The organism is Neobacillus niacini, from assembly GCF_019749295.1.
GTDB classification, from domain to species: Bacteria; Bacillota; Bacilli; order Bacillales; family Cytobacillaceae; genus Neobacillus; species Neobacillus niacini_D.
Genome location: NZ_JACWFG010000023.1, coordinates 1 through 15,955, shown reverse-complemented (window position 1 = coordinate 15,955; position 15,955 = coordinate 1). Strand labels below are relative to the sequence as shown.

At 39.4% G+C, this 15,955-nt stretch carries 15 protein-coding genes, 1 tRNA gene, 1 rRNA gene, 1 other RNA gene and 1 other annotated feature; of the genes, 14 read left to right on the top strand and 4 right to left on the bottom strand.

Annotated features, from left to right (window positions below):
• Nucleotides 1–92 (top strand): 5S ribosomal RNA (gene rrf, locus H0184_RS24285); the annotation flags it as partial.
• Between the two features lie 524 nt (nucleotides 93–616).
• Here rrf and H0184_RS24280 read toward each other — a convergent pair.
• The gene (locus H0184_RS24280; protein ID WP_221829320.1) at nucleotides 617–1,558 is read right to left on the bottom strand and encodes a YaaC family protein; all 942 of its coding nucleotides are present in this window, start codon (nucleotides 1,556–1,558) and stop codon (nucleotides 617–619) included.
• A gap of 106 nt (nucleotides 1,559–1,664) precedes the next feature.
• Between H0184_RS24280 and guaB the strand changes: the two genes are divergently transcribed.
• From guaB to H0184_RS24250, 6 genes are all read left to right on the top strand, one after another.
• Nucleotides 1,665–3,131, top strand: coding sequence for an IMP dehydrogenase (gene guaB / locus H0184_RS24275; protein WP_221829318.1), 1,467 nt, complete (start codon nucleotides 1,665–1,667; stop codon nucleotides 3,129–3,131).
• 174 nt (nucleotides 3,132–3,305) lie between these two features.
• A complete protein-coding gene (locus tag H0184_RS24270) occupies nucleotides 3,306–4,622 on the top strand; it encodes a serine hydrolase (protein ID WP_221829325.1) in 1,317 nt (438 codons plus the stop codon).
• A gap of 168 nt (nucleotides 4,623–4,790) precedes the next feature.
• A complete protein-coding gene (gene pdxS, locus H0184_RS24265) occupies nucleotides 4,791–5,675 on the top strand; it encodes a pyridoxal 5'-phosphate synthase lyase subunit PdxS (protein ID WP_221829323.1) in 885 nt (294 codons plus the stop codon).
• Nucleotides 5,675–6,262 (top strand): pyridoxal 5'-phosphate synthase glutaminase subunit PdxT, encoded by a 588-nt coding sequence (gene pdxT / locus H0184_RS24260; protein WP_221829316.1) that lies wholly within the window; start codon nucleotides 5,675–5,677, stop codon nucleotides 6,260–6,262. The genes pdxS and pdxT overlap by 1 nt, the downstream gene beginning before the upstream one ends.
• A gap of 53 nt (nucleotides 6,263–6,315) precedes the next feature.
• Nucleotides 6,316–6,537, top strand: a binding site (T-box leader).
• Between the two features lie 202 nt (nucleotides 6,538–6,739).
• A complete protein-coding gene (serS, locus tag H0184_RS24255) occupies nucleotides 6,740–8,020 on the top strand; it encodes a serine--tRNA ligase (RefSeq protein ID WP_221829315.1) in 1,281 nt (426 codons plus the stop codon).
• A gap of 70 nt (nucleotides 8,021–8,090) precedes the next feature.
• Nucleotides 8,091–8,183 (top strand) — tRNA-Ser (locus H0184_RS24250).
• A gap of 385 nt (nucleotides 8,184–8,568) precedes the next feature.
• Here H0184_RS24250 and H0184_RS24245 read toward each other — a convergent pair.
• The 3 genes from H0184_RS24245 to H0184_RS24235 form a co-directional block, all read right to left on the bottom strand.
• Nucleotides 8,569–9,264, bottom strand: a complete 696-nt coding sequence (locus H0184_RS24245) for a deoxynucleoside kinase (RefSeq protein ID WP_221829312.1) — start codon at nucleotides 9,262–9,264, stop codon at nucleotides 8,569–8,571.
• 16 nt (nucleotides 9,265–9,280) lie between these two features.
• The gene (locus H0184_RS24240) at nucleotides 9,281–9,928 is read right to left on the bottom strand and encodes a deoxynucleoside kinase (protein WP_221829310.1); all 648 of its coding nucleotides are present in this window, start codon (nucleotides 9,926–9,928) and stop codon (nucleotides 9,281–9,283) included.
• Between the two features lie 207 nt (nucleotides 9,929–10,135).
• Complete coding sequence (locus tag H0184_RS24235) at nucleotides 10,136–11,422, bottom strand: glycoside hydrolase family 18 protein (RefSeq protein ID WP_221829308.1); 1,287 nt, start codon at nucleotides 11,420–11,422, stop codon at nucleotides 10,136–10,138.
• 123 nt (nucleotides 11,423–11,545) lie between these two features.
• Here H0184_RS24235 and tadA point away from each other — a divergent pair, with 123 nt between their 5' ends.
• The 7 genes from tadA (at nucleotide 11,546) to H0184_RS24200 (ending at nucleotide 15,808) form a co-directional block, all read left to right on the top strand.
• The gene (gene tadA / locus H0184_RS24230) at nucleotides 11,546–12,064 is read left to right on the top strand and encodes a tRNA adenosine(34) deaminase TadA (protein WP_396953622.1); all 519 of its coding nucleotides are present in this window, start codon (nucleotides 11,546–11,548) and stop codon (nucleotides 12,062–12,064) included.
• A gap of 68 nt (nucleotides 12,065–12,132) precedes the next feature.
• Nucleotides 12,133–12,398, top strand: an RNA gene (ffs, locus tag H0184_RS24225) — signal recognition particle sRNA large type.
• A gap of 125 nt (nucleotides 12,399–12,523) precedes the next feature.
• Nucleotides 12,524–14,209, top strand: coding sequence for a DNA polymerase III subunit gamma/tau (dnaX, locus tag H0184_RS24220; RefSeq protein ID WP_221829306.1), 1,686 nt, complete (start codon nucleotides 12,524–12,526; stop codon nucleotides 14,207–14,209).
• Nucleotides 14,210–14,230: 21 nt separating this feature from the next.
• The gene (locus tag H0184_RS24215) at nucleotides 14,231–14,548 is read left to right on the top strand and encodes a YbaB/EbfC family nucleoid-associated protein (protein ID WP_045519285.1); all 318 of its coding nucleotides are present in this window, start codon (nucleotides 14,231–14,233) and stop codon (nucleotides 14,546–14,548) included.
• A gap of 66 nt (nucleotides 14,549–14,614) precedes the next feature.
• Nucleotides 14,615–15,211, top strand: a complete 597-nt coding sequence (gene recR / locus H0184_RS24210) for a recombination mediator RecR (RefSeq protein ID WP_221829303.1) — start codon at nucleotides 14,615–14,617, stop codon at nucleotides 15,209–15,211.
• Between the two features lie 29 nt (nucleotides 15,212–15,240).
• Complete coding sequence (locus H0184_RS24205; protein WP_221829301.1) at nucleotides 15,241–15,459, top strand: YaaL family protein; 219 nt, start codon at nucleotides 15,241–15,243, stop codon at nucleotides 15,457–15,459.
• Between the two features lie 85 nt (nucleotides 15,460–15,544).
• On the top strand, nucleotides 15,545–15,808 hold the full coding sequence (locus tag H0184_RS24200; protein ID WP_221829299.1) for a pro-sigmaK processing inhibitor BofA family protein: 264 nt from the start codon (nucleotides 15,545–15,547) through the stop codon (nucleotides 15,806–15,808).
• Nucleotides 15,809–15,955 lie beyond the last annotated feature (147 nt).

Genomic DNA, 15,955 nt, shown 5'->3' with positions numbered 1-15,955 from the left:
ACACCCGTTCCCATACCGAACACGGAAGTTAAGCTTCTCAGCGCCGATGGTAGTTGGGACTTTGTCCCTGTGAGAGTAGGACGTTGCCAGGCAAAGCGAAACACAACCTGTTAAGGGTTGTGTTTTTTTGCGTTGTTATTCAGTACAATCATGCCCGCATGGCGACACTTTTATAGAAAAACTCTGAGTATCATGCCCTAGCAGCAACATCTTTAGAGGTTGGGGGAATGAAGTCAGTGTGACCAAAACCCAGGTTCGGAATGGAAAAAGTGGTCACGAGAAGAGCCTTTGTGACCAAAATCCAGATTCGGAATGGAAAAAGTGGTCACAAGAGGAGCCTTTGTGACCAAAATCCAGATTCGGAATGGAAAAAGTGGTCACAAGAAGAGTTTTTGTGACCAAGATCCAGATTCAGAATGGTAAAAGTGCTCACTGCCTGTACGGAGGTATTTATAAAGCAAAAAGTAACGAATAGGAGCTAATCGTGCCCGTGCTGCGACGTTTTTAAAGAAAAAGGTAACGAATAAGCGTTAATCATGCCCGTGCGGCGGCATTATTATAAAAAAAGGTAACGAATAGCCCTTACTTATGGACATGAGTTACTTTTTTATAATAACTAGCCCATCAAATACTCATAGATCAAAAATGGTCCCTTCTGCAATGTAATATCCAGGAATGTCTTAATAAACGGATAATCACGGTTGGGCATCATTTTTGTAAGTTCACTCCACCACTCCGTTTCATACCTTGCAATCATACTTAGGTTATAAAGCAAGAGATAATGAACCATCAGTTCAGGAAACAGGGACAAATTCTCTTTTCTGAGAGGCAGAACATAAGAACTGTTTTCGAAATTAAGCTGGATGGTTGATTTCCCTGCAGATGAAATTTTATTAAATTGAAAAAGGAGCCCATCCCCCGTGAATTCTATTTGATTCTCAGTCTTTGTTGTTAGAAATTCCTTCAATCTATCCTCTGTCATATGGTAATGATCTAATACCTTTTCTGGTACTGCTAAATGCCCATTATGTGTATATATGGGTGTAAATGTACTTTTTGACTCATGTACCATAAATAAATCATCTAATTCTGGAATAAGCTCTAGCAGCTCCTCCATTGTAACTTTATCTCCCTCCAATTGTTTCATGTGGAACATTTTCTCAGACATGAAAGGAAAAAGACCATTTTTTTGAAACTTTACTTCATCATGGAAAAATTGATAGTTTTGTTTTTTTCTTTTCCTAGTAGAAACTCCGTGTGCTAATACAGAAGTTGTTTCCGGATATGCTGGATCCACTGTTAAGATACATGCTTTAATTAAATGTACAAGACCATAAAAAAGCAGAATTGGTTTTAAGAGTAATGGTGCATTTTCTGCTTGTTGATAATAAATTTGACCATGCTCGAGATAATATAAAAAGGCATAGCAGTTTTCATAGCTTTTTTGTTCAGGGTTATCAATATTCCACTTCTTATAATGGTTTTTTAGGTACAACTGGCAATGCTCTGCAGAGAAGAAACTAGCGAAGCTTTTCCAGCCTTTATAGTCAACTGTCATTGGTAATCACCTTTTTCAGAAAAATTAGACTAAATCGTTCTCCTTGACAGTATTTTGTCCAATTGATAACCTACAATTAAAAAATTTTTTCCTGGAGGCCATAAAAATGTGGGAGAGTAAATTTTCAAAAGAAGGTTTAACGTTTGATGATGTCTTATTAATTCCTGGTAAATCAGAAGTACTGCCACGTGATGTAAGTCTTCAAGTGGAGTTATCGCCTAAGGTAAAGTTAAATATTCCTATTATTAGTGCAGGGATGGATACCGTTACAGAAGCTGAAATGGCAATTTCAATGGCTCGCCAGGGTGGTTTGGGCATCATCCATAAAAATATGACGATTGAACAACAGGCTGAACAGGTTGAAAAGGTTAAAAGGTCCGAAAGCGGAGTTATTACAGACCCATTTTTCCTCACACCAGAACATCAGGTGTATGATGCTGAACATTTAATGGGCAAGTATCGAATTTCTGGTGTGCCGATTGTTAATAATCTTGAGGAGCAAAGGCTAGTAGGAATTATTACCAATCGTGACTTACGATTTATTCAAGATTATTCTTTTAAAATCTCAGATGTTATGACAAAGGAAAATCTTGTTACCGCTCCAGTAGGGACTACTTTAAAAGAGGCTGAAAACATCCTTCAAAAATATAAAATTGAAAAGCTTCCTCTTGTGGATGATCAAGGAGTTTTAAAAGGGTTAATCACTATAAAAGATATCGAGAAGGTAATTGAATTTCCAAACTCAGCAAAGGATAAGCAAGGCCGCTTATTAGCTGGTGCGGCGGTTGGAGTAACAAAGGATACTATGCTGCGGATTGAAAAGCTGGTTAAAGCAAATGTAGATGCTATCGTTGTGGATACCGCTCATGGTCATTCAAAGGGTGTACTTGATACTGTTAAAGAAATTAGAAGTCAATATCCGGATTTAACAATTATTGCTGGAAATGTCGCTACTGCTGAGGCAACAAAGGATTTGATTGAGGCAGGTGCAGACGTCGTTAAGGTCGGAATTGGACCTGGTTCTATTTGTACAACGAGAGTGGTAGCGGGTGTAGGTGTTCCACAAATCACGGCCGTTTACGATTGTGCTACAGAGGCTAATAAGCATGGTAAGACGATTATTGCAGATGGCGGGATTAAATATTCAGGCGACATCGTTAAGGCACTGGCTGCAGGCGGCCACGCTGTTATGTTAGGAAGCATGCTTGCAGGTGTTACAGAAAGTCCAGGAGAAACTGAAATTTTCCAAGGTCGACGCTTTAAGGTTTACCGTGGTATGGGATCTGTAGCAGCTATGGAAAAGGGTTCAAAGGATCGTTATTTCCAAGAAGATAATAAGAAGTTCGTTCCAGAAGGAATTGAAGGCCGCTTACCTTATAAAGGACCATTAGCTGAAACCATTTATCAATTAATCGGCGGCTTACGGTCTGGAATGGGTTATTGCGGAACAAAAGACCTAGAAGAGTTAAGAAATAATGCACAGTTTATTAAAATGACAGGGGCAGGCCTGAGGGAAAGTCATCCTCACGATGTCCAAATTACAAAAGAGGCCCCAAATTACTCATTATCATAATTCCTAAACAGAGAAGTGCTTACTTCTCTGTCTTTTTTTTGTAAAAATATAGGCATATCATCTGTCTATGATTTGCATCCCAGTTATGTTAAAATAACCAAAGTGTATTAATTCGTTGGAGGCGTTAGTGTGAATAAACTTTTTTTCCGTAAACTTTTTGCCAGCTCCTTGGCAATGCTCATGTTTTTTAGCCTTTTTGCAGGCTTAAATAGAGTAGAAGCAGAAACTTCAGCATTAAATGTTAATGCAGATGGAGCTATTTTAGTAGATGCAGAAACAGGTAAAGTCTTATATGAAAAGAATGCAGATAGTGTACTAGGAATTGCTAGTATGACAAAGATGATGACAGAATATATCCTGCTAGAAGCGATTAAAGAGGGTAAGGTGAAATGGGATCAAGAGTATTCAGTTAGTGAGACTGTTTACAAGGTTTCTCAAGATCGCAGTCTATCCAATGTACCGCTGAGAGCTGACGGAAAGTACAAGGTTCGTGAATTATACGAAGCAATGGTCATTTACTCTGCGAATGGGACAACTATTGCACTTGCAGAAATTATTGCTGGTTCGGAAACAAATTTCGTTAAGATGATGAATGAAAAAGGTAAAGAACTAGGTTTATCAGAGTATAAGTTTGTTAATTCATCTGGTTTAAATAACGAAGATTACAAAGGATTACATCCAGAGGGAACAGAGGCAACAGATGAAAATGTGATGTCTCCACGTTCAGTTGCACAATTAGCAGTACATTTAATAAATGATTTTCCTGATGTATTAAAAACGTCTAGTATTCCTAAAATGAACTTCAGAGAAGGTACTGAAGATGAAATAAAGATGGAAAACTGGAACTGGATGCTGCCAAGCTTAGTTTATGGCTATGAAGGCATGGACGGGCTAAAAACGGGTACAACTGACTTTGCGGGCTATTGCTTTGCTGGTACTGCTTTGAGAGATGGTAAACGCTATATAACCGTTGTCCAAAATGCGAAGGATTCAGATGGAAAAGGAAGCTATGAAGCCCGCTTCGGCGAAACCAGAAAAATGCTGGATTTTGCGTTTAGTAATTTTTCCAAGGAAGAAATCATTCCAAAAAACTATCAGGTAAAGAATCAAAAAACGCTGCCTGTTACTAAAGGAAAAGAAGATAAAGTTAAGATTTATACAAAAGATGCCCTTAACATGGTAGTGTTAAATGGTGAAAAAGAAAATTATCAGCCTGTCTTGGTTTTAGATAAAAAGAAGGTAAATAAAAATGGCGAATTAACTGCGCCAATTAAAAAAGGCGATAAAATTGGTACCTTGACGATTAAACCAAAAAATGGAGAAATGCTTAGCTTTTTAACAGCAGAGGGGCAAAAAAAGGTACAAGTTGATGTGATTGCTGCACAAGATGTTGAAAAGTCTAATTGGTTCGTCTTAATGATGAGAGGAATCGGCGGGTTCTTCGGAGATCTATGGGGCGGTATTTCTTCCACTGTCAAAGGCTGGTTATAATAATTAGGAATATTTAACAAAAGGATTCTTGTCTTGACAGGAATCCTTTTTTGTTGCTTTAATGTCTTTATGGGAACAATCTAATTCCGAATGAATTAACACTATTTCCTAATTTTATACGTTAATTTTTTGCAATATTTATAAAAGTACAACTTACAAGGGGGATTTATTATGAAAACAGGTACAGATCGAGTTAAACGCGGAATGGCCGAAATGCAAAAGGGCGGCGTCATTATGGACGTTATTAATGCAGAGCAGGCGAAAATCGCTGAAGAAGCTGGTGCGGTTGCAGTAATGGCTTTAGAGCGAGTGCCTTCTGACATTCGTGCAGCTGGCGGTGTCGCAAGAATGGCTGACCCTAGAATTATTGAAGAAGTATTAAATGCAGTATCTATCCCTGTAATGGCAAAAGCAAGAATTGGCCATATTGTAGAAGCACGAGTGCTTGAAGCAATGGGTGTTGATTATATCGATGAGAGTGAAGTTTTAACTCCAGCAGATGAAGAGTACCATTTATATAAGAGTGATTTTACCGTGCCATTTGTCTGTGGCTGCCGTGACCTTGGTGAGGCTGCCCGCAGGATTGGTGAAGGGGCTTCTATGCTTCGCACTAAAGGTGAACCAGGAACAGGCAATATCGTTGAGGCAGTACGCCATATGCGCAAGGTGAACGGACAGGTTCGTAAAGTAGTAGGAATGAATGAAGATGAGCTAATGACAGAAGCTAAACTATTAGGAGCTCCATTCGAATTGCTTCTTGAAATCAAACGCCTTGGCCGTCTTCCAGTTGTTAACTTTGCTGCTGGCGGTGTTGCAACTCCTGCTGATGCTGCATTAATGATGCAGTTAGGTGCTGACGGGGTATTCGTTGGTTCAGGTATTTTTAAATCAGAGAATCCTGCTTTGTTTGCAAAAGCAATTGTTGAAGCTACGACTCATTATCAAGACTATAAGTTAATTGCTGAGCTTTCTAAAAACTTGGGAACACCAATGAAAGGTATTGAAATTTCATCCTTGTCCCCTGAAAATCGTATGCAGGAACGTGGCTGGTAATGGTTAAGGTGGGAGTACTTGCTTTACAGGGAGCTGTTCGTGAACACATTCGTTCAGTAGAACAATGTGGTGCAGAAGGCATCGCTATCAAGAAGGTAGAGCAGTTAAAAGAAGTCGATGGACTCATCCTTCCTGGCGGTGAAAGCACTGCAATGCGGCGCCTAATCGATAAATATGGTTTCATGGAAGCATTAAAGGAATTTGCTGCTGAAGGAAAGCCTATGTTTGGTACATGTGCTGGTCTTATCCTTTTAGCCAAAAACCTAGTTGGTCACGAGCCTCATATCGGTGTGATGGACATTACGGTCGAACGCAACTCCTTTGGCCGCCAGGTTGATAGCTTCGAGGCAGACCTCGCGATTAAGGATGTAGCTGAAAGCTTCCCTGCTGTTTTTATCCGTGCGCCGCACATCGTTGAGGCTGGAGCGGAGGTAGAAATCCTTTCAAAGCACAATGACCGTATTGTGGCAGCTCGAGAAGGACAATTCCTTGGATGTTCATTCCATCCTGAATTAACAGACCAACATGACATTACGGCTTACTTTGTTGAGATGGTCAAGGAAGCAAAAGCAAAACAGTTTGCATAATTTGGTTGCAATTGGTAGATAATTATAGTAAATTATCTACAATAAATAAATATATTAAAGCAATGAGAGGAAATAGTAACAGGAAGTTCATTCTAAAGAGAGCCGATGGCTGGTGCGAATCGGTGTTTGAAGCTTGTGAATCCCTCCTCGAGTAAGGTGTGGAACACCCTATAGGGGTAAGTAAATGCCTTCGGTAAAAACCGTTAATTTTTTTCGAGGTGGACAGACTATATCTGTCAACCAGGGTGGTAACGCGGGTAACTCTCGTCCCTGTTTTTGGGGACGGGAGTTTTTTGTATTTATTTTTTATTAATCTAGCTGCAGCGCCTAGGGGCTCGGTGGAAAAAGAAAATCGCTTTTTCCTCGGTCATAAGCCAAGCCGACAAAAAGGTTAAAAGGCAACCTTTCCGCCGGTTCGTCTTATGCCTGTCGCCCCTGTTCAAGGCGCTTACGCTTTATAATTAAGGAGTGGAAAAGATGTTAGATATTAAAGTTTTACGAGCAAATTTTGCAGAGGTAAAAGAAAAACTTCAGCATCGTGGTGAGGATTTAACGGACCTAGGCAAATTCGAGGACTTAGACCAGAAGAGACGTGATTTGATTGTAGAGGCAGAACAATTAAAGAGCAAACGGAATGAGGTTTCTCAACAGGTAGCTGCTTTAAAACGTGAAAAGGCAGATGCAGATCATCTTATCGTCGAAATGCGTGAGGTAGGAGACAGGATTAAAGTTCTCGATGAGGAGCTCCGCAGTGTCGAAGAAACACTAGATATGCTGCTTATGAGTATTCCAAATATTCCTCATGAAAGTGTTCCTACTGGTGAATCAGAAGATGATAACGTGGAAATTAGAAAATGGGGTCATGTTCGTGATTTTGAATTCGAAGCGAAGCCGCATTGGGATGTAGCAGATCACTTAGGCATTCTCGACTTTGAACGTGCGGGCAAAGTTACAGGCAGCCGCTTCGTGTTTTATAAAGGGCTGGGGGCTCGTTTAGAGCGGGCACTAATGAACTTTATGCTCGATCTGCATGTAGATGAGCACGGCTATAAAGAAATACTACCGCCATATATGGTCAACCGTGCGAGTATGACAGGTACAGGTCAACTGCCAAAATTTGCAGAAGACGCATTTTTGATTGAAAATGAAGATTATTTCTTGATTCCAACAGCAGAGGTGCCTGTCACCAATCTCCATCGTGATGAGATACTAAACGGAGAAGAGCTTCCAATTCGCTTTGCGGCTTACAGTGCATGCTTCCGTTCTGAAGCTGGCTCTGCAGGGCGCGATACACGCGGATTGATTCGCCAGCACCAATTTAACAAGGTAGAGCTAGTAAAGTTTGTTAAGCCAGAGGATTCTTATGAGGAGCTTGAAAAGCTTACAAGTGACGCAGAACGCGTTCTACAATTACTTGAACTGCCTTACCGTGTATTGAGCATGTGTACGGGTGACCTCGGCTTTACGGCTGCTAAGAAATACGATATCGAGGTATGGATTCCTAGTTATGGTACGTATCGTGAAATTTCTTCTTGCAGTAACTTTGAGGCCTTTCAAGCACGCCGTGCCAATATCCGCTTCCGCCGTGAACCGAAGGCTAAACCAGAACATGTTCATACATTAAATGGATCTGGCTTGGCGATTGGAAGAACAGTTGCTGCTATCTTAGAAAATTATCAGCAGGAGGATGGAAGTGTCGTTATTCCGAAGGTGCTTCGTCCATACATGGGAAATAAAGAAGTTATCGCTCCAGAATAAAAATAAAATAAATTTTAATAATGTGTTGACAGAGATAAATGTTATGTGTTAATCTATATCTTGTCAATACGGAGGAATACCCAAGTCTGGCTGAAGGGATCGGTCTTGAAAACCGACAGGCGGGTCAAACCGCGCGGGGGTTCGAATCCCTCTTCCTCCTCCATTAATTTTATTATAATCGCGCATAAAACTGGAGATAAAATCCGTCCAAGCAATTGGGCGGATTTTTTATGTTCTTTTTTTGATAAAATGTTATTATTCATTGTTGATTTTTGTGTGGGTTGAGAATTCATAGGCGGAGAATTTCCGGCTATTGTTTATAGGGGGGCCTTTAGAAGCAGATATAAGCGGAGATATTCCGTTTAACTGCTTTAGATAAGACAGATTAAAAGGATTTGGATACAATAAGCGGAAAAAATCCGCCTAATTATAAGGAAATATAGGTAATTCCCAAAATAAACGGAAATTCTCCGCTTAATTTCCAAACACAATGAAATCATCATTTAGTTTTAACAGAGCCTTTTGATAAAAAAGAAGCACATATTGGATTAACCAATATGTGCTTTTGTCATATTCAATATTTCTTTTAGTCTCTCATCAACCTCACGACAAACCCTTTGCGCGTCCTCAGGCCTTTTAACAACATCCGTATTATCCATATCAACAATCAAGACATCACTGGAATTATAGTTATTAATAACCCAATCATCATAGCCCTTCCAAACTTCAAAGTAATATTCTTTAAGTTCTGGATTTATCTCGAAGCTTCTTCCGCGGGCCATAATACGATCAATTACCGTATCAAAGGAGCCTTTTAAATAAACCATCAAGTCAGGTGCCTTCTTAGGCAATTCATTTAACTCTTCCATCATATTCTCAACAAGATCTTCGTATATCTTAAACTCTAGTTCAGAAATTCTGCCTAGATTTTTATTTACATATGCGAAATACCAATCTTCATAAATGGAGCGGTCTTGAATCGTATAAATAGGTTCTCTCCAACTCACACAATCTTTAACAGTTTTAAAACGTTTATTTAAGAAAAATAATTGTAAAAGGAAAGGAATTCTTCTTGCATCTAGTTCTTCTGGTGTTAATTCATAATAAAGAGGAAGAATGGGATTATCATCAACTGCCTCATAAAAAACTTTACTCTCAATTCCCTTTTTTTGAAAATGGGCATTTAATGTATCAGCTACACTTGTTTTACCAAGACCTATCATACCACCAATAACGATACTCACTTACATCCCCCAATTCTTATCGTGTGTTTGTCGTGCTGCTTTTCTTTAATGAGCTAATAAGCTTTTCGATAATAAAATTTAAATCATCTTCATTTTTCACAAAATCTAATTCATCACCATTAAAGCGTAGAACAGGTATATCAGGATGTGTTTGCTCAAAGCTGCTTATCGTTTGTTCGTAGTCAATAGATAGCTGTTCTAAATATAAGGGACTAATATTTTTCTCTACTTCGCGTCCTCTTATTTTAATTCTCTTTAGAAGAGTATCTAAACTCGCATTAAGGTAGATAATAACATTCGGCTTTGGCATGTCTTCTGTTAGGAGCTGATATATTTTATAGTATTTTTTGTATTCATCGGGGTTTAAAGTCCTTTGGGCAAAAATTAAGTTCTTTAAAATATTGTAATCTGCAACAACAGGCTGACTTTTACTTAAATAGTGGGTATTAATATCTCCTAATTGCTTATAGCGATTGCAGAGAAAAAACATTTCTGTTTGGAAACTCCATTCTTCAATGTTTTCATAAAACTTCCCCAAAAATGGATTTTCATCAACGATTTCCTTTAATAATGCAAAATTAAATTGTTCTGAAATAGCTTTTGCGAGAGATGTCTTACCTACACCAATCGGCCCTTCAACGGTAATAAAGGGAGTATACCCCATTGCATGTCCTCCTTCTCCAACTGCCTGCAACTTCTATGTTTAACCAGCAATTTACTGGTAGCTCTTATTCAAACTTCATAATGGCACAAATAATATATTATCATAATCTGACACAGGAAGGGATATGGAAATTGTAGAAGAAGAAATTTTAATGTCGATTATATGAAAAAACTGCCGAATTTCGGCAGTTTATGTTAGGTGAAAATATTAACTTCTTTTGACCACATTGAAGTTCTCCACAATTAGAAGCCAATTCTGTGGAAATGCTAAGCCGAGCTTCCAATAACTCATCCCTCTAATATTTAACTCTTTAATTAAATTAAACTTTGCCTGAATAGATCTGGCATCTTCGAACCAAACCTCATGCTGTTTACCATCAGCAGCTCTGTACCTAAAGAAAGGTGCTTGAGCCTTTGTGTCATATTGGATCTCTACATTGTTTTGTGCTGCTATTTCTATCGCTTGCTGAGGGCTGACCGCTTTTGCTACAGAGCCTTGAACGAACGGGAGTGTCCAGTCATATCCATACAGGTTCTGTCCCATCATAATTTTATTTGGAGGCATTTCCGTTATCGCATATTCTAAAACTCTTCTGACCTGATCGATTGGAGAAACAGCCATGGCAGGTCCGCCGCTATAGCCCCACTCGTAGGTCATAATAACAACAAAGTCAGCAATCTGGCCGTGAGCCCGATAGTCATGGCCTTCATACCATTTTCCTTTTTGATCAGCACTTGTTTTAGGGGCAAGGGCAGTTGACATTAACCAGCCTTCCCTTTGGAACCGTGCTTTGGCCTTTCGTAAAAATGAGTTATAGGCTTCGCGGTCTGCGGGCCGTAAAAATTCAAAGTCAAAATGAATATCCCGAAATCCGTATTTCTTAGCAGTAGTCACAATATTATTTAAGAATCTATCTTGTATTGGGTTATCATTAAGTAAAATACGCCCTAATTCATCGCTAAATTGATCATTTTCTTGATTATTAATAACCATCATTAAAACATTTCGATTGGCTCTCGCAATGGCTGGAAAATTATTTAGTAAGGGTTCCTTTAAAGATCCATCCCGAAGAGCTTGAAAGCTGAATGGGGCCAGGTACGTTAAATAGGGTGCTGCTTCCCGTGCGCTGCTTTCTAGGATTGGGGCTACAGATGTGCCACGGGGTTCTACATAGGCATTAAATTCTGCTCTTCTTTTTGGTGCCTGCGGGATATAAAGACGAAAACCGACATAGAGCTGCTGGTTTAACGATATCCGATTTACAGAAGCGATTTGTTGATAAGGTACTCCCACCTTTTGCCCAATTGACCAAAGACTATCTCCAGGCTGAACATAATAGAAACTGCCTACGATCGGAATAACCATTGCTTGACCGACGACAAGATTATTTGGATTAGGGATGTCGTTAGCCTCAACAATATCATTAACCGTTGTATTATATGCTCTAGCAATAGTCGTTAAGGATTCGTTACTTTTCACGATATGAATTTGCATACTCTTCCCCTCCTAAGCAAAACGCTACATCTATTCTATGAGGAAGGTGATTGATTCATGATATAATGGAAAAAATATCAATATTGCGGATAGATATGAATATATTGTTAGGCGGTAATTCTCATGACAATGAAAGAATATACAGATGAGTATTATATGGAAGAAGCCATAAATGAAGCGAAAAAGGCAGAAGCTTTGGCCGAGGTTCCAATTGGAGCAATCGTCGTTATCGATGGGAAAATTATTTCACGTGCCTATAACTTACGTGAAAGTAAACAAAGTGCCGTTGCTCATGCTGAGATTTTGGCCATTGAACAGGCTTGCCAGGAAACGGGTTCATGGCGTTTGGAAAATGCTGTTTTATATGTCACACTTGAGCCCTGTGCCATGTGTTCAGGTGCAATTATCTTATCAAGAATCAAGCGGGTTGTATATGGCGCACAAGATCCAAAGGGAGGCTGCGCAGGTACCTTTATGAACCTGTTGCAGGATGACAGATTTAATCATCAAAGTGAAGTGACAAGCGGTGTTTTGGAAGAAGAGTGTGGACAGCTTCTGTCTGACTTCTTTCGTAAGCTTCGAGAAAGAAGGAAAATAATGAAAAAACAACAATTACAGGAATTTACAATGGATAAAGATTGATTTTTTTCTTGAATATTAGTATACTAATAAAGCGTCAGATAAGACGCCTTAAATTATTATCAACTTTGCCGTGCTAGGCGGGGAGGTAGCGGTGCCCTGTACTCGCAATCCGCTCTAGCGAGGCTGAATCCCTTCCCGAGGCTGGTATCCTGTAGGGTCCGCCTTAAGTAAGTAGCGTTGACGCCCGGGTCCTGCGCAATGGGAATCCATGAACCATGTCAGGTCCGGAAGGAAGCAGCATTAAGTGGAAGCTCCCATGTGCCGCAGGGTGGCCTGGGCCGAGCTAACTGCTTAAGCAGCGCCTATGGGTGCGTAGTCGACGGAAGGTGCACGGCAGTTTATAATGTAAAAACAACTCATCTTAATTGCAGGATGAGTTTTTTTGTATTCTCTTTGATAAATAGAAAAAAGATAAGTTATAATGAGTAGGATAGAATTTTTTGAAGGGGGCGATGTTTTTTGGCTTATCAAGCTTTATATCGTGTTTGGCGTCCTCAGCAATTTATTGATGTAGTAGGACAAGAACATGTTACGAAAACATTGCAAAATGCCCTATTACAACAAAAAATTTCCCATGCGTATCTATTTAATGGGCCTCGAGGAACAGGTAAAACAAGTGCAGCAAAGATATTGGCTAAAGCAGTAAATTGTGAACGTGCACCCATCTCGGAACCTTGTAATGAATGTGCTTCCTGCAAGGGAATAACAAATGGGACAATATCTGACGTGCTCGAATTTGACGCAGCTTCCAATTCCAGAGTGGAAGAAATGCGGGATGTTCTAGATAAAGTGAAATTTGCACCAACCTCTGTTCGCTACAAGGTCTATATTATTGATGAAGTACATATGCTATCCATTAGCGCCTTTAATGCTTTATTAAAAACGCTGGAAGAACCGCCTAGGCATGTTATCTTCATTTTAGCCACGACTGAGCCGCATAAAATACCACTAACCATTATCTCAAGGTGTCAACGATTTGATTTTAGACGAATTACAGCACAATCGATTGTAAATCGAATGAAGTTAATTGTCGAAGAAACTGGTGTTAATTGTGAAGAAGATGCCCTAAAGATGATTGCTAGAGCGGCTGAAGGTGGAATGCGGGATGCATTAAGTCTATTAGACCAAGCTATATCCTTTAGTCAGGAAAGTGTAACAGTAGAAGATGCATTAACTGTAACTGGTTCTGTTTCGCAGGGTTTCTTAAACAAGTTGGCAAAGTCGGTACTAGAAAAAGATGTAGCCAGCGGCTTAGAGGCTTTAGAGGAATTGTTATTTCATGGGAAGGATCCTTCAAGGTTTATTGAAGATTTTATTCTATATTATAGAGATATGCTGTTATACAAAACAGCACCAAATCTTGAAGAATCATTAGATAGAGTCTTGCTGGATGAGGAGTTCCGTCAAATTGCTGAGGCTGTTCCTTATGATCAGATTTATCAGCTCATTGAATTGTTAAATAAAACCCAGCAGGATATGCGATGGACTAACCATCCGAGGATCTTTTTGGAAGTAGCAATTGTTAAGTTGTGTCAAACTGAAGGTAAGCAAAAAGAACAAATGTCTTCTGGCCAAATGGTTCAGTTACTTACCAAGATTGAACAGCTTGAGCAAGAATTGCAGCAGTTAAAAACTAATGGACCAGTTGTCCAAGAAGCAGCACCGCAAGCTTCACAAAAACCTGCTCAAAGAAGTTCAAGAAAAGGATTTCAGCCAGCTGTTGGCAGAATAAATGAAGTATTAAAGAATGCGACAAAGAATGATTTAAATCAAATTAAAAGCAAATGGGGCGAAATGAGAGGCCGGTTAATGAAGTCTCATGCGGCTCTATTAAATGAAGCTGAGCCAGTTGCTGCCTCAGCAAATGCTTTTATATTAAAATTTAAGCACGAAATTCATTGCCAAATGGCAATGGATAATAACCGGTTTATCGAGACGGTTACACTTGCTCTGCAGGAATTAACAGGCACTAGGTATAATGTGCTTGGGGTACCAGAAGATCAATGGTTATCGATTCGTGAAAATTTCTTAAGTACTCAGCATCAAGTGGAGGGTGAATCTTCCGAATCCAAACCTGAAGAAGAGCCGCATATTGCGGAGGCCAAAAATCTATTCGGTGCTGAATTTGTTGAAATAATTGACTAATAATTGGAGGTTGAAGGAAATATGCGTGGTGGAATGGGTAATATGCAAAATATGATGAAGCAAATGCAAAAAATGCAAAAGAAAATGGCTGAGGCTCAAGAAGAATTAGGTCAGCAAAAGATTGAAGGAACAGCAGGCGGCGGCATGGTGACTGTTATTGTAACAGGACATAAAGAAGTGGTAGATGTACAAATCAAACCTGAAGCTGTAGATCCTGATGATATCGAGATGCTTCAAGATCTTGTTTTAGCGGCAACAAATGATGCCTTGAAAAAGGTAGAAGAGCTCACAAATAATACAATGGGCCAATTTACAAAAGGAATGAATCTTCCGTTTTAATTAATTGATCCAGTCTATGCGCCTTTTTAAGGCGCATATGCTTTTCTAGGAGAGGAATAATAAATAATGCACTATCCAGAACCGATTTCTAAGTTGATTGACAGTTTTATGAAGCTTCCCGGTATCGGACCTAAAACGGCTGCTCGTTTGGCTTTCTATGTTTTAAGTATGAAAGAAGATACTGTGCTGGATTTTGCTAAAGCACTTGTAAATGCCAAACGAAACTTATCCTATTGTACAGTTTGTGGTCATATTACAGATCAAGACCCGTGCTATATATGTGAAGACCAGCGCCGAGATAAGAGTACAATTTGTGTTGTCCAAGATCCAAAGGATGTAATTGCCATGGAAAAGATGAAGGAGTTCAATGGGATGTACCATGTACTTCACGGTTCCATTTCACCTATGGATGGTATAGGCCCAGAGGATATTAATATTCCTGACTTATTAAAACGTCTCCACGATGAAACTGTTCAGGAAGTGATCTTAGCAACCAACCCTAATATCGAGGGTGAGGCAACAGCGATGTATATTTCTCGCTTACTTAAGCCATCGGGCATAAAGATTACAAGAATTGCTCACGGATTACCTGTTGGCGGAGACCTCGAATATGCGGATGAAGTTACTTTATCTAAAGCTCTAGAGGGTAGAAGAGAACTTTAAAGCGAAAAGCAGAGTCCGGGGGAATAAAGATGTTTTTTCAACGTAAAGGGTGGCTGCGTAAGGAGTTTGATGAAAAACTTTTAACACAGCTACAAGAATATAAAGAACATTGGCAGGAGCAAAAACAATTATTAGATAAAAGTTTTGATCCTTCAGAGGAAGCAATATGTCATACGAAAATTGCTCAGGTAAAATACTTCTTTCTACTAAAAGAAGCAAAAAACAGAAATGTAAGTATTAAAAGGTAAATAGAAAGCTATCCCTATCCAGGTCTATTTTTTATAACTTGTACATATGTTGTTATAAAAGAGAGTTTGAAGGGGGATAGCTTTTTTGGAACCAATTGTAATCATATCGATATTAGGCGGGCTCATACTAATTCTTCTATTCTCAGGAGCTCCTTTTAAGCCAGCTAGGTTTATTGGTCAAGCTGTTGTAAAAGTATTAATTGGAGCGCTATTGTTGTTCTTCTTAAATACAGCTGGTAATAGTTTTGGTATTCATGTGCCGATTAATTTTGCAACATCAGCGGTATCGGGTTTTCTTGGTATCCCAGGTCTAGTAGCGCTGGCTGCGATTCAAAAGTTTATTATCTAGTCGTACTAAAACCGCTGAAAAACAGCGGTTTTTTGTGCGACGGGCAGTCCCGTAGAGTGTTGACTCAGTCAACACTCTTCTTTTCATTATTTAACAGAGACGTCATCTCGATGAAACGACTGGATGATGATAACGAAATGGAATCCC

Bases quoted from the DNA above. Each gene is read 5' to 3' on its own strand.
- H0184_RS24280 (WP_221829320.1), bottom strand. From the start codon at position 1,558: ATGACAGTTGACTATAAAGGCTGGAAAAGCTTCGCTAGTTTCTTCTCT.
- guaB (WP_221829318.1), top strand. From the start codon at position 1,665: ATGTGGGAGAGTAAATTTTCAAAAGAAGGTTTAACGTTTGATGATGTC.
- H0184_RS24270 (WP_221829325.1), top strand. From the start codon at position 3,306: ATGCTCATGTTTTTTAGCCTTTTTGCAGGCTTAAATAGAGTAGAAGCA.
- pdxT (WP_221829316.1), top strand. From the start codon at position 5,675: ATGGTTAAGGTGGGAGTACTTGCTTTACAGGGAGCTGTTCGTGAACAC.
- serS (WP_221829315.1), top strand. From the start codon at position 6,740: ATGTTAGATATTAAAGTTTTACGAGCAAATTTTGCAGAGGTAAAAGAA.
- H0184_RS24240 (WP_221829310.1), bottom strand. From the start codon at position 9,928: ATGGGGTATACTCCCTTTATTACCGTTGAAGGGCCGATTGGTGTAGGT.
- H0184_RS24235 (WP_221829308.1), bottom strand. From the start codon at position 11,422: ATGCAAATTCATATCGTGAAAAGTAACGAATCCTTAACGACTATTGCT.
- tadA (WP_396953622.1), top strand. From the start codon at position 11,546: ATGACAATGAAAGAATATACAGATGAGTATTATATGGAAGAAGCCATA.
- H0184_RS24215 (WP_045519285.1), top strand. From the start codon at position 14,231: ATGCGTGGTGGAATGGGTAATATGCAAAATATGATGAAGCAAATGCAA.
- recR (WP_221829303.1), top strand. From the start codon at position 14,615: ATGCACTATCCAGAACCGATTTCTAAGTTGATTGACAGTTTTATGAAG.
- H0184_RS24205 (WP_221829301.1), top strand. From the start codon at position 15,241: ATGTTTTTTCAACGTAAAGGGTGGCTGCGTAAGGAGTTTGATGAAAAA.